This is a genomic window from Vibrio sp. 2130-1, assembly GCF_033339515.1.
The window spans coordinates 174,679-187,851 of record NZ_JAWOUT010000006.1 but is presented as its reverse complement, the minus strand read 5'-3'; the positions used below and the strand labels follow the sequence as shown (position 1 = coordinate 187,851).

Here is a 13,173-nt window from a genome sequence, read left to right as displayed (position 1 = left end):
ATTGAATAAAAGACCCTAGCCCCAAGTTTGAGCTCTAGGTATTTAAATTAGAAACGGTGCTGAAAACCCAATGTAATCGAGTTAAGGCGAACTTGGTCTTCAGAGACGTTATCAACGAACTCAAATATCACCGCGCTTTGGTTATTTAAAGCGTAGTGCATACCTAACCCAAAACTAAATCCTTGTTCTTTGTGAGAACCTACATTTTGTAGATCAAGCTGAACGCTTGAATACCCAGCTAAACCATAAAGTGCAACTCGCTCTGAAACCGGCATATTCAACTTAACAAAGCCGCTCAAAGCGCTATCAACGGCAAGACCACTGTCACGTTGAACTGATGTCCCATAACGTCCTTCGAGACCAATGTAGTCATTAAAGAAGTACCCTGCTTGCGCACTAAGAAGGAAAGGACTCCCCTCTTTTACGGACTCAGAAGACGAGCTTTTCAATTCTGCATTTGAGTAGCTCACTAACGCACCAGCATAAAAATCGGCTGACGCTGAAAAAGAACTCAGGCTCAAGCCCAGTGCACCAAGTATTCCCAAACAATGCTGCTTTCTTATCACGTAAAAGTCCCTAGTACTGGTAATAATATGGGCTGCCAAAGCAAAGTTAAGCGTGCTATGCAGGCCATTAAATACTGAAGAGTTGGCACGCTACCGCCCTGAGGCGTTGAGCGTAAGCCACTGTATCGCTTTCTATATGGTGTAAGTAAAAACGACCTATTTCCTCCAAACCTCTAGTTCTGGAGGAAATAGACCGACAAATTATGCACTCTTGATAGTTTATCAGCAAGCAAGGGAGCAAGATAACCGCACAATGTCACGCTGGTGTTAGAAATGAGATCGTAAGCCATAGCAAAATAAGAAACTATTTACATGCTAAGGCTTTTTTATCTAGAATATAATTTGGAGCATTTTTTATGCTACCAAACATCGATGTTTTTATACCGGATATACAAGGATTAATAATGAAGAATACAGCTCTAGCTATTCTTATGGCTCTAAGCGCATCAACTGCATTTGCAGCAGAAGAAGCAGGTTCAGCAGGCGCAGCTTCTGCATCTGCAACAGGCACAACAGCTGTAGCAGTAGGTGCAGCAGCAGCAGTAACTGTTGTAGCAGTTGCAGCGTCAGATAGCGATTCAACATCTACTTCAACATCTACTTCTACTTCTACTTCTACTAACTAGTTTCGTTTTGTAGATAGAAGATAATCGCCCTGAATGATTCAGGGCGATTTTATTTGTAAGAGGGAATAATGAACATCTTCAGAACGTCCAAATGGATACAACCACTCCTCGCTCTTCCGCTACTAGGTTTACTCTTCGGCTGCACACAGAAGTTCAATGATGTTTCAGCAACCGTTCAAGAAGCCTACAGTAACTACATCGATGTAGAGATGACACCAGAAGAAATAAATGCTGTTCCATATGCTAGCGCCTACTTGAAACTTGGGAATCAAAAACAGGTCTTTGTTGTTTTAGCTTTTGCAGAACAAAACCCTCTCAATGGAAAAATACAACTGAAATGGGTAAGTGCTGACAAAGCTATGATCGTTACGGAGAATGGGCATATAGTCAAAACAATAGGTCTACAGAATGGGGACTTAGCGGGTATTTATGGTGATGTGCCAGATTTTTCTTCTGATTCAGCCTCTGTCAACTTTGCACTCTCATACGACTGGGCAACACAATACCGTTATGGTTTTCCTGTAAATGTAACGCGCTCTTACTCAGGCCAAGAAACGTTAATAACACCTATTTCTAACGCCATGACCGACGTATATAAAGAAGTTGTTGAGTTTAGCAGCCTTTCTCAATCGGTCGAAAACTACTATTGGGTCAATGAACAGGGTCAGGTTGTTAAAACCTTACAATATTTAGGACCTAATATGATCCCGGTTGAGTTGACCATTTTAAAGGGGTATAGCAAATCATGAGCAAGCGACTAATCACATTATTCTGTTTGGTCATGCCACTTTTTAGCTCACATAGCTTCGCTCAAACAGAAGCCTCAACTACACAGCCATTAAATGTTGAGTTGCTGGAGGTAGGCAAACAGCTACAATTCCAAGGACCTGCTCGTTTAGAAAGTGTGTTAGCACTCGCTACGGAGCAAGACGCCTCACTACAATACTCTCTTGGTACGACTTTGTTTGATAAATCGGATCGTGCCGACAAAACCTCTACCGCTTTAAAGAACTCGGTACTCAATCAAATGATTCAGCACAATTTGATTGCACATCCATTCTACAAGTTTATTCAGAAGCAAAGCTTTGCACCACGTTTACTGTCTGCAATCGATGTTGATAAAATCCGACTAAACAAATTCGAGAATCCGCTTTTGTATGGCAATGCCCTTCTAGCAAGCCCTCTACGCGAAGAAAAAGTGTATTACTTGGGAAACCTAAATAGCGTGTATACCGTTAAGGACCAGGCAGGTATCCCTTTGCAGAGACAAATAGAGAATTTGAAAAGTAACATTGGTACGTTATCAACGCGGCCGGTATTGATATACCCAGATGGTCATGTAGTTAAACCGCATCACGGAGCTTGGTTAACAACACAATATTACTTACCACCTCTGACATTGGTATATGTCCCGTTTGGTGATCTTGAACACTCCGAAATGGACCAAGATATTGTCCGCCTACTCACTCAACTGATACCAAATTCCACAAAGAGACCACAATGATGCCAATTAGAAAAAGCTTAACCCTTTATTTAATGGGCCCAGCATTGGTTTGGGCTCAAGACATGCCCTTTGAGGCTCCCACGTTACAGCCTTCTCAGTCTGACTTTGGTGGTGTTGGCTTAATGCAGATGCCAACCGGACGTATGGCCCCTGAAGGGGAGTTCAACTTTTCAATAAACTATGCTGATGAATACACTTTTTACAACGTTTCTTTGCAGCTAATGCCTTGGCTTGAAACAACCTTGCGTTACACTACCGTCAACGACGTTTTATTTAGTGAAGACCCCTCCTTCTCTGGAGACAATAAATATACAGATAAAGGTATCGATCTCAAGCTAAGAATATTACAAGAGAGTGAATATCTTCCAGAAATATCGCTTGGCATACGAGACTTCGCTGGCAATGGTTTTTTTGACGCAGAATACCTAGCTGCAACAAAAAGATATTCGAGTAAAAGTTTAGGTACTCTTGATCTTACGCTTGGTATTGGGTGGGGTTCATTAGGAATGCGAGATAACATTAGTAACCCTTTTTGTAGTATTTCTGATAGCTATTGTGACAGAGAGTATGGCTTTAACGAAACAGGTGGTACATCTAATTACCATCGATGGTTCAAGGGTCCAAGTTCCCTATTTGGTGGTGTTGAGTATCAAACACTACATAAGCCATTGAGGTTCAAGTTAGAATATGACAGTAATGACTACAGCGATGAATACCCAGTCAGAAAAATTGGTGTAGACATGAGACCGCATACACCGTGGAACTTTGGTGTGCTCTATCGTCTAGGAATGGCTGATTTTCGTTTAAGCTATGAACGCGGCGACACTTTGGTCGCAGGCTTAACACTAAACACTAATTTCAATGACATGCCATCTTTTTGGCGAGACACACCTACGCCAGAAGTAGAAAGCAATCAGCCAGAAGAACTGTCTGATGTTGACTGGGAACGTGTAACAGAAGATATAGACAAAATTGCAGGTTACCAAAACACGCGCATTTATGTTGATGACAACACCGTAACTGTCGTTGGTGAACAGAAGAAATATCGTGACCGTACAGAGGCACATGAAAAAGCGGCGGCTGTACTTCATAATGAAATGCCTAAAAGTATTGATACCTATGCGATCAATGAACGTAGCCGAGGCTTAGTCGGCGAACAAACGATTATTTCCAAAGAAAAGTACCGCGACTTTGCCCAAGTTAATTACATCAACCCCAAAATAGAAGATGCAACCGCAAAGGCTAGCAATAAGCCAAATGGAGAATCTGTCTATGATGGTTTTAAGCGTTTTGATTGGGGCTTTGCACCGAAGCTTGTTCAAACTCTAGGTAACGCTGAAGATTTCTATCTCTTTAGTGTAGGGCTAAGCGGGAATGCCTCATACTGGCTGACGGACAACCTTGAAATTGGCGGTTCGTTATACTGGGATTGGTATAACAACTACGATAAGTTTAATTATGTCACTCCACCCGATGGTACTACCGTTCCTCGGGTTCGCACCATGTTCCGTGCTTACCAAAATGAACACGCTGTGACCATGTCAAACCTACAGTTGACTTTGTTCCAAGAGTATTCCGATACCATGGATCAACAATTCTACGCGGGTTATCTGGAGAGTATGTTTGCTGGAGTCGGTACCGAGTTTCTTTACCGTCCACAAGGAGCTAACTGGGCGATTGGCGCTGACGTCAACGTAATTTCTCAACGTGATCCACAAAGTTACTTCGGTGTTTACGATGAGAAATGGCAAAACGTGCCAGAATATGGACGTCCGTTCCAAGTTATTGATAAAGGCTTCACTGGTTTTGTATCTGGTTACTACTACCCTCAATGGGAATTCCTACAAGATTTGATGATCCAAGTCGATGTTGGTCAGTTCCTAGCTGGTGATGTTGGTACACAAATCAATGTTTCTAAGCAGTTCAAGAGTGGCGTAATTGCTGGTGCCTTTGCGTCATTTACAGACTTGTCTGCGGATGAATTTGGTGAAGGTAGCTTTACCAAAGGTTTCTACTTGTCGATTCCATTTGACATCATGACCGTTAAGCCAAGCAACAATCGTGCGAACTTTAGTTGGCAGCCTCTTACTCGTGACGGAGGACAGAAACTCGGACGTAAATACAGCTTGATTGAGTTGACCGACGAGCGAAATCCTTGGTATCAAAGGCCTAACCGTTCGGATGTGGAATAATAAAGTAATCAAGGGAGCTGCGGCTCCCTTTTTCATATCTAGATACTGAGTCATAGAAGACTCAAACCTATCTTCCTGCTTCCAATAGCGCTACTTTTCGTTTCTTGCTAGAATTCCTGAGAAAATTTTAATCTATGGTGGAAGTTCTATGATCATCGTAACTGGTGGCGCTGGCATGATCGGCAGCAACATTGTTAAAGCACTAAACGAAGCTGGTATTAACGATATCCTGGTTGTCGACAACCTAAAAAATGGCAAAAAGTTTAAGAACTTAGTTGATCTGGACATCACAGATTACATGGATCGTGACGACTTTCTGACCCAAATTATGGCGGGCGATGATTTTGGTCCGATTGAGGCAATTTTCCACGAAGGTGCTTGCTCTGCAACGACTGAGTGGGATGGTAAGTACATGATGCTAAACAACTACGAGTACTCTAAAGAGCTGCTTCATTACTGTTTAGATCGCGAGATTCCATTCCTATACGCTTCTTCAGCAGCCACTTACGGCGATACAGATACTTTCGTTGAAGAACGCGAATACGAAGGTGCACTGAATGTATACGGTTACTCGAAACAGCAGTTTGATAACTACGTTCGTCGCCTATGGCAAGACGCTGAAGAACATGGTGAGACCCTTTCTCAAATCACCGGCTTCCGCTACTTCAACGTATATGGCCCACGTGAAGACCACAAAGGTAGCATGGCATCAGTTGCGTTCCACCTAAACAACCAACTTAACGCAGGTGAAAATCCTAAATTGTTCGCGGGCAGCGAATCATTCAAACGCGACTTCGTTTACGTTGGTGATGTCTGTAAAGTAAACCTGTGGTTCTTAGAAAACGGCGTATCAGGCATTTTTAACTGTGGTACTGGCCGTGCTGAATCTTTTGAAGAGGTAGCAAAAGCAGTTATCAAGCATCATGGCAAAGGCCAAATTGAAACCATCCCATTCCCTGAGCACCTAAAAGGCGCTTACCAAGAATTCACACAAGCGGATCTGACCAAACTGCGCACCGCAGGCTGTGATGTTGAATTCAAGACAGTTGCAGAAGGCGTTGCCGAATACTTGACTATCCAAAACAGTTAAGCACCACAAGGTGGTAGAACCATAACCTGCCACCTTTACTCAAATGCAATAGCCTGTATCATTCCTAACTATCTTTTTTCTCATTTAAACCACTTCGCCCGTACACGAATAGGTAACTAGACACGCCATGACCATAAAACGTGATGACTTCGACCCTAAAGCATATAACCCTGAGTTTAAGCGCCACTTTCTGTCGCCTAAGTACTGGGGCACGTGGTTAGGTGTTATCTTATTTTTACCTTTATCATTAATGCCACTGGGTTTACAAAAGTGGTTGGCGAAAACCATAGCCAAAAAACTGTCGAAATCCCACAAGGGGCCAGCTCACCGAGCGAGGGTTAACTTTGAGCTGTGTTTTCCGGAAAAGTCGTTCCAAGAACGTGAAGCTTTGATAGAAAAAACACTCTACACAGCAGCCATGTTCTTTTTTCGCTTCGGGTTACTAAGTTTACGCTCACCAAAATGGCTTCAGAACCGTTGCCAAATTCGCGGCCTAGACATTTTACGACAGCACATTGATAACAACGAAAATGTGATTTTAATGGTTCCCCACTCTTGGGCAATTGATGTGCCTGCTATCTTGCTCGCGTCAATGGGAATGCCAGTTTCTGCAATGGCGAAGAAACAAAAGAATGATGTTGCTGACTGGCTAATGCACAAGCAAAGAGTCCAATACGGTGGCCGTGTTTATGAACGCTCAGGTGGCATTAAGCATTTCCTGAAATCCATTCGAGATGGCTATGTAGGGTATTACCTACCCGATCAAGATCACGGCCCAGAGCATAGTGTGTTTGTGGATTTTTTTGCAACACGTAAAGCAACGCTACCTGGTTTAGGCAAAATTGCGAAACTATCACGCTCAAAAGTACTGCCTCTATTTGCGTCGATGAACACTGAAGATGGTACGTTTGATATTGAGATTTTACCAGCGTTTGAGCTGGATAAAGGCGAAGAGCAAGACGCTCGTACCTGTAATGAAGCCATTGAATATTTTGTCGGTGATAAACCCGAACAATATATGTGGGTACTACAGTTGCTGCACTCTCAAGAAGACGGCAATAACTATTACAATTTGTTTAAACCAAGATATAACAGCGACTGGAAAGTGCAGTGAAAGTATTTGTCGTAAGCTTGGCTCGATCGCTAGATCGCCGAGAACGTATTGAAGAAAAGTTAAAACAACAAGGCATTACGTTTGAATTTTTTGATGCAGTAGATGGCTCTGTTGACCGTTTTCTTCATTCAGAAAAAAGTCGTCCTACCATTACTCTACGCCGCAAAGGGTATCAATTAAAAACCAGTGAAGTCGCCTGTTTTGCAAGCCATCACGAGTTGTGGGTTCGCTGTGTTGAGCTTGATGAACCGATCGTCATCTTAGAAGACAACGTCGACCCCGTAGAAGGGCTGAAGCAAGTACTCGAACATACCCTTCCATTGACTTCTAATTATGACTACATCAAGTTGTCTGCCACTCAGAAGCGTGTATTCACCCCAATCGTACCGATTGATGATAATCATATGCTAGGGGGATACTCAGCAGGCACTTGTGGTACCACCGCTTATATCGTTACACCTAAAGCAGCCTCAAAGTTTGTTATGCATGCTCAAGAGTTTATTGAACCAGTCGATGACTACATGGAAAAACCATGGAGACATGGTGTTCAAGTCTACAGCGTGTCTCCAGATCTCTTTACTAGAGCAGAGATTGCTTCGACGATTGGTGGTAAAAGAAAAGATAAATCCAAAATGACTCTTGCGAATAAAATATACGCTGAACTTTTTAGAACTTATGAGTCAATTTTGAAATTCCTATACTGGAAAAACAAAGCATGAAGATTTTAGTCATTGGCCCTGCATGGGTCGGCGATATGGTAATGTCGCAATCGTTATATATCGTATTAAAGCAACGCCATCCAGATAGCCAAATTGACGTTATCGCTCCAGGATGGTGTAAACCGATTCTTGATCGTATGCCAGAAATCCACCAAGCGATTGAAATGCCTATCGGTCATGGTGAGTTTAACTTATTAGGCCGCAGGGAAATTGGTAAATCATTACGTGAAAAGCAATATGACCACGCCTATATCTTGCCTAAATCAGCGAAATCAGCACTGATCCCATGGTTTGCCAACATTCCTCTTCGTACTGGCTGGAAAGGAGAAATGCGCTATGGTTTATTGAATGACTTACGCCCTAACATGAAGTCTTTTCAGTACATGGTAGAGCGCTATGTAGCGTTAGCTTATCCAAAAGCAGAAATGGTGGATTCTAACTCTCTTGGCGGGCTTGAAACTTTACCTCGCCCACGCCTTGCAATCAACGAAGCAGAGCAACAAGCCACGCTCAAAAAGTTCAACTTAACGCAAGACCAACCAATTATTGGACTGTGCCCAGGAGCAGAGTTTGGTCCTGCCAAAAAATGGCCCGAAACACACTACGCTGAAGTTGCGACGCAAATGGCTCGTTCTGGGCATCAAATCTGGTTGTTTGGTTCTCAAAAGGACTTAGAGACTTGTAACAATATTCGCGCACTTGTTCCGACGCAATTCCATGAGCACATTCATGTTCTGGCAGGCCAAACCAGCTTAATTGAAGCGGTCGACCTACTTGCTGCATGTAAGACTGTTGTCGCGAATGACTCAGGCTTAATGCATGTGGCAGCTGCGGTTGGTTGTAATGTTGTTGCAGTGTATGGCTCAACTTCACCGAAGTACACCCCCCCACTCGCAGAAAAAGTGGAGATTGTTCATACCGATATTGATTGTCGCCCTTGTTTCCAGCGTGAATGTCAATACAAACACCTTAAGTGTTTGACAGAACTTTCGCCTAAGCAAGTGCTAGATAGTATCCAAAAACTTGACGCCATTACGATAAGCTCATGTTAGTTCGTATTGTTTATACCTTACTACTCGCCCTAGCGTCACCGCTGCTTTTATTTGGTTTGTACAAGAGCAAACCAAATAAGCCTCAGTTTGGCTCTCGCTGGAAAGAGCACTTTGGCATAACTCCCAAGCTAAAAAGCAACGACAAACCTATTTGGATACATGCCGTATCTGTTGGTGAAAGCATAGCAGCAACACCTTTAATTAAATCCCTTAAGGAACAAAACCCCGAACAATCTATTCTAGTTACTACAACAACAAGTACCGGAGCTGAACAGATTGCTAAGTTGGGTGATTTAATTGAACACCGCTATATGCCAATTGACTTTGGTTTTGCTATCAAAGGTTTTCTTAAATCAGTACAACCAAAACAAATGTTGATCATTGAGACTGAGCTGTGGCCAAACACGCTTCACCATGTTTACAAAGCGGGTATCCCTATAACAGTCGTGAATGCTCGCCTATCTGAAAAATCGTGTCAGAACTACGCCAAAATACAGCGGCTTTTTAACCAGCTTCATCCATGCCTAACTCAAGTACTCTGCCAAACGGATTCAGATGCAGAGCGCTTCGAACGCTTAGGCGTTGAGAAAAAGAAACTATCCGTTACTGGCTCGATTAAGTTCGATATTCAAATATCAGAGCAAGTGAAACAGCAAGGACAGCAGCTTCGAGCCCAACTTGGAAAGGATCGTCCAATTTGGATTGCAGCTAGCACCCACAAAGGCGAGGACGAACAGGTATTAGATGCACATAGACAAGTTTTAAAATCTCATCCAAATACATTACTTATTTTGGTTCCTCGCCATCCGGAACGATTTGATGATGTATTCACGCTTTGCCAACAGCAAGGATTTAAAACTGTGCGTCGTACTTCAACGCATGCAGTAGAGACGAATACTCAAGTATATCTCGGCGATACAATGGGTGAGATGCTAACGTTGATGGGCGCAGCGGACATCTGCTTTATGGGTGGAAGCCTAATTGGAGATAAGGTTGGTGGGCACAATGTGCTAGAGCCTGCCATGTTAGAAAAAGTCATCATTACTGGCCCCAGCTATTTCAACTTTAAGGAGATTGTTGAAAACTTACTAGCTGTGGATGGTATCTTAATTGTGCCAGACTCAACGACCCTTGCCCTAAGGACTACAGAGATCATTTCTCAACAAGATAAATATTTACTCCGAGCTTTGCATGCTAATAAATGGGCCTCATCCAATCAAGGCGCTCTAAACCGAACAATGAGCTTACTCCCCCAAAGTGATAAGTAATAACTTAATAATTAGTTTGATAAATACCTCACTTTTACTATTAAGCTTGTATGTTTTACTGTACTAAGCACTTTACCTGTTTAACTTAAAAAGAATATCCATTATGCAAAAAATTTTAGACTGTACTCTTCGCGATGGTGGCTACTATAACCACTGGGACTTTTCACCAGAAGTCGTTGACGCTTACCTCACAGCAGTTGCAAAAGCTAAAATTGATTATGTTGAGTTAGGGCTTCGTAACTATCCTAAGTCTGTTTACAGTGGTCCATTTGCTTATACGACTGAAGAGTTTCTAAACACGCTACACCTACCGAAAGGTCCGACATACGGCGTAATGGTTGACGCAAAAACTTTGCTAGATGCGGGTAAACCTGTTGTCGCTGCCATCAATGATCTTTTTGTACCAGCACAAGAAAGTAAAGTGGATCTCGTTCGTATCGCGGCACATTTCAATGAAGCAGAGCAGTGTGAAAGCATGATTAAAGCTTTCAAAGAAATGGGGTATATCGTTGGCTTAAATCTGATGCAAGCGGGCGGAAAACCATCCGTGGTTATAGCGGAAAAAGTACAGGCGGTAGCAAAAGCAAACCCTGACGTCATCTATTTTGCTGACTCTCTCGGTAATATGGATAGTGCAGAAGTCACTCGCATTGCCGAAATTGTAAAGCAAAACTGGGATGGCGACATTGGCATCCACACCCATAACAACATGGGTCAAGCAATGTCTAATACGATGACAGCTCGTTCGAATGGTGTTACATGGTTGGATGTGACCGTTACCGGAATGGGACGAGGCGCTGGGAACGCCCAGACCGAAAACCTGCTCGCCGAACTTGATGGACTAGATAAATACTTGCCAACAGCAATATATGAACTAGTTATTCGCCATTTTGAGCCAATGCAAAGAAGATACGGTTGGGGCTCAAGCCTTCTATATTACTTGGGAGCCAAAAACGATATTCACCCAACTTATATTCAGAATATGCTTTCTAATCCTAATTACGGAACAGAAGAAATTGTTGGTGCTATCGAGCATTTAAAAAAGCTAGAAGGTACGACAAGCTATAATGGTGATGTCTTAGAAGAAGCGCTTACTGTAGGGAAAATAAGCCAACCAACTGAAAGCCAATCAGACCTATCAGGGATCTTTTCAGGAAAAGAAATTTTACTGGTCACTAATACGCCTAATGCTGCAACACATAGAGTCGCGATCGAGACATACATTAAGACTCGAAAGCCTATCGTAATTGGCATCAATACAAAGCATGAGATTAACACTGAGCTTTTCGATTACTTTGCTGTATCTCATAACTCTAAATACTTGTCAGAAAGCAGCCATTACTCAGAGGTAGCCAAACCCGTATTTTTGCCAAAGAACCGCTTTGACGAAGACGAGCTAAGTAAATTTAGTAATATTTCTATGATTGATTACAGTAGCACCATAGAGAAGGATACTCTCACCGCCCATAAAAACTACTGTACACTACCGTATGATAATACCGCTGCATATGCGTTATGTATCGCTTTTATAGGTCAAGCGCAGAAGATATCTCTCGTTGGTTTTGATGGTTATGATGTGACTGACCGACGCCAAATGGAAATGAATGAGATCTTTAGCATGGTTAGTCAGCAGTTTGGAAGTACATCAATTCAAGCGTTAACCCCAACCACTTATCCAGTAAAAGCAGGGTCTATTTATGCACCCGCTATTTAATGGCTATGATACTGTTATTTTTGACTGCGATGGCGTGATCCTAGACTCAAATAACCTCAAAATTGATGCCATGCGTAATGCTTTACGCATGGCCCAAGTATCAGAGCTCGAAATAGATAAGTGTTGCACTTATTTTAAAGCTAATTTTGGCAAATCGCGTTTTCATCATGTGAGTTACTTTGTTGAACATTTCATCACAAATGCAGATGAAGCATTGTACGAACGTATACTAAACTGCTACTCAAAGCAGTGTGAAGAGCTATACATGGAAGCTCAACTGACGCCTAATTTTATTGCAGCAATTACAGATTGCCCAGCCAAACTCTATGTAGCGAGTGGATCTGCTCAAGACGAATTACGAGAAGTATTTGTTAAAAGAGAGCTGGCGCAATATTTTACGTTAATTCTAGGATCACCTACCGCGAAAGCAGATAACGTTGCAACCATCCTAAAGGAGTCTTCAGGCGCGGCTCTAATGATCGGTGACGCATTATCAGACTTTCACGCAGCCAAAGAGAATAATATTGATTTTCTTGGCTATCTTCCTTTTTCAAATGTAAAAGAAGAGCTTGAAAGCTTATCAAAAAGTGAAGGTTTCAATATTCTAAGGAGTTGGTAAGCATGAGTGTCCATGTTTTTCTACCATGCCGGAAAGGCAGTGAACGTATCCCAAACAAAAATACCAAAGACTTTGCAGGTGTAAAAGGTGGGTTATTAAAAATCAAACTGGATCAGTTAATCAATATAACTGACCTAGATTCGATAGTCGTATCTTCAAACGATGACTTTGTACTGGATTTTGCTTCAACATATAAAGATTCTCGCATACGAATAGATGAACGCCCAGAGCACCTAGGGGCAAGTTCAACAAGCACTGATGATCTTATTAGATATGTTCCTTCGCTTATTACTACGGGTCACGTACTTTGGACTCATGTAACCTCACCATTCTTAGACGAGTCAGGTTATAGCGCTATTATCAAACAGTATAATCAAGCACTCACGGAAGGTTATGATTCATTAATGACGGTCAAAGAACTACGTGGGTTTATTTGGAATAAAGATAAGCCAATTAGCTACGATCGTAATATAGAAAAATGGCCTAGAACTCAGACAATTGAACCTCTTTATGAAATCGATAGCTCAGTCTTTTTAAATAGTGTAGAAAACTACAAAAAGCTAAATGATCGAATTGGACTAAAGCCTTCGATGTACATACAGGATGCAGAGAGCTCAATTGATATAGATTGGCCAGAGGACTTTACTTTCGCTGAATCTATGTGGTTACAGAAAAATAAATGATCATCGGTAAATAGACATTACAATTG

General features: G+C 42.2%; 13 protein-coding genes. 12 read left to right on the top strand and 1 reads right to left on the bottom strand.

The genetic code is table 11. The features are described 5' to 3' along the window. Positions 1-47 precede the first annotated feature (47 nt). Positions 48-566, bottom strand: a complete 519-nt coding sequence (locus R7Q09_RS11160; protein WP_017820722.1) for an outer membrane beta-barrel protein — start codon at positions 564-566, stop codon at positions 48-50. 404 nt (positions 567-970) lie between these two features. Here R7Q09_RS11160 and R7Q09_RS11155 point away from each other — a divergent pair, with 404 nt between their 5' ends. From R7Q09_RS11155 to R7Q09_RS11100, 12 genes are all read left to right on the top strand, one after another. After that, entirely contained in the window at positions 971-1,192 is a 222-nt protein-coding gene (locus R7Q09_RS11155; RefSeq protein WP_005535462.1) for a hypothetical protein, read from the top strand. A gap of 68 nt (positions 1,193-1,260) precedes the next feature. After that, on the top strand, positions 1,261-1,941 hold the full coding sequence (locus R7Q09_RS11150) for a YjbF family lipoprotein (RefSeq protein WP_104974573.1): 681 nt from the start codon (positions 1,261-1,263) through the stop codon (positions 1,939-1,941). After that, positions 1,938-2,696, top strand: coding sequence for a capsule biosynthesis GfcC family protein (locus R7Q09_RS11145; RefSeq protein ID WP_104974574.1), 759 nt, complete (start codon positions 1,938-1,940; stop codon positions 2,694-2,696). Before R7Q09_RS11150 ends, R7Q09_RS11145 begins: the two co-directional genes overlap by 4 nt. Then, the gene (locus R7Q09_RS11140; protein ID WP_262645659.1) at positions 2,693-4,888 is read left to right on the top strand and encodes a YjbH domain-containing protein; all 2,196 of its coding nucleotides are present in this window, start codon (positions 2,693-2,695) and stop codon (positions 4,886-4,888) included. The genes R7Q09_RS11145 and R7Q09_RS11140 overlap by 4 nt, the downstream gene beginning before the upstream one ends. Positions 4,889-5,036: 148 nt before the next feature. Further along, positions 5,037-5,978: an ADP-glyceromanno-heptose 6-epimerase gene (rfaD, locus tag R7Q09_RS11135; RefSeq protein WP_017634969.1), complete on the top strand. Its 942-nt coding sequence runs from the start codon at positions 5,037-5,039 to the stop codon at positions 5,976-5,978. Positions 5,979-6,105: 127 nt separating this feature from the next. Continuing rightward, on the top strand, positions 6,106-7,092 hold the full coding sequence (gene lpxM, locus R7Q09_RS11130) for a lauroyl-Kdo(2)-lipid IV(A) myristoyltransferase (protein WP_262645658.1): 987 nt from the start codon (positions 6,106-6,108) through the stop codon (positions 7,090-7,092). Further along, positions 7,089-7,811 (top strand): glycosyltransferase family 25 protein, encoded by a 723-nt coding sequence (locus tag R7Q09_RS11125; protein WP_318070456.1) that lies wholly within the window; start codon positions 7,089-7,091, stop codon positions 7,809-7,811. The genes lpxM and R7Q09_RS11125 overlap by 4 nt, the downstream gene beginning before the upstream one ends. Next, complete coding sequence (gene waaF, locus R7Q09_RS11120) at positions 7,808-8,863, top strand: lipopolysaccharide heptosyltransferase II (protein ID WP_262645657.1); 1,056 nt, start codon at positions 7,808-7,810, stop codon at positions 8,861-8,863. Before R7Q09_RS11125 ends, waaF begins: the two co-directional genes overlap by 4 nt. Continuing rightward, complete coding sequence (gene waaA, locus R7Q09_RS11115) at positions 8,857-10,131, top strand: lipid IV(A) 3-deoxy-D-manno-octulosonic acid transferase (RefSeq protein WP_318070455.1); 1,275 nt, start codon at positions 8,857-8,859, stop codon at positions 10,129-10,131. Before waaF ends, waaA begins: the two co-directional genes overlap by 7 nt. 103 nt (positions 10,132-10,234) lie before the next feature. Beyond that, entirely contained in the window at positions 10,235-11,845 is a 1,611-nt protein-coding gene (locus R7Q09_RS11110; RefSeq protein ID WP_017634974.1) for an aldolase catalytic domain-containing protein, read from the top strand. After that, the gene (locus R7Q09_RS11105; protein WP_054701124.1) at positions 11,829-12,464 is read left to right on the top strand and encodes an HAD family hydrolase; all 636 of its coding nucleotides are present in this window, start codon (positions 11,829-11,831) and stop codon (positions 12,462-12,464) included. Before R7Q09_RS11110 ends, R7Q09_RS11105 begins: the two co-directional genes overlap by 17 nt. Positions 12,465-12,466: 2 nt before the next feature. After that, positions 12,467-13,147, top strand: coding sequence for a cytidylyltransferase domain-containing protein (locus R7Q09_RS11100; protein WP_318070454.1), 681 nt, complete (start codon positions 12,467-12,469; stop codon positions 13,145-13,147). The last annotated feature ends 26 nt before the right edge of the window (positions 13,148-13,173 follow it).

Coding starts and splice junctions, on each gene's coding strand:
- R7Q09_RS11155 (WP_005535462.1), top strand. CDS start 971: ATGAAGAATACAGCTCTAGCTATTCTTATGGCTCTAAGCGCATCAACT.
- R7Q09_RS11150 (WP_104974573.1), top strand. CDS start 1,261: ATGAACATCTTCAGAACGTCCAAATGGATACAACCACTCCTCGCTCTT.
- R7Q09_RS11145 (WP_104974574.1), top strand. CDS start 1,938: ATGAGCAAGCGACTAATCACATTATTCTGTTTGGTCATGCCACTTTTT.
- R7Q09_RS11140 (WP_262645659.1), top strand. CDS start 2,693: ATGATGCCAATTAGAAAAAGCTTAACCCTTTATTTAATGGGCCCAGCA.
- rfaD (WP_017634969.1), top strand. CDS start 5,037: ATGATCATCGTAACTGGTGGCGCTGGCATGATCGGCAGCAACATTGTT.
- lpxM (WP_262645658.1), top strand. CDS start 6,106: ATGACCATAAAACGTGATGACTTCGACCCTAAAGCATATAACCCTGAG.
- waaF (WP_262645657.1), top strand. CDS start 7,808: ATGAAGATTTTAGTCATTGGCCCTGCATGGGTCGGCGATATGGTAATG.
- waaA (WP_318070455.1), top strand. CDS start 8,857: ATGTTAGTTCGTATTGTTTATACCTTACTACTCGCCCTAGCGTCACCG.
- R7Q09_RS11110 (WP_017634974.1), top strand. CDS start 10,235: ATGCAAAAAATTTTAGACTGTACTCTTCGCGATGGTGGCTACTATAAC.
- R7Q09_RS11105 (WP_054701124.1), top strand. CDS start 11,829: ATGCACCCGCTATTTAATGGCTATGATACTGTTATTTTTGACTGCGAT.
- R7Q09_RS11100 (WP_318070454.1), top strand. CDS start 12,467: ATGAGTGTCCATGTTTTTCTACCATGCCGGAAAGGCAGTGAACGTATC.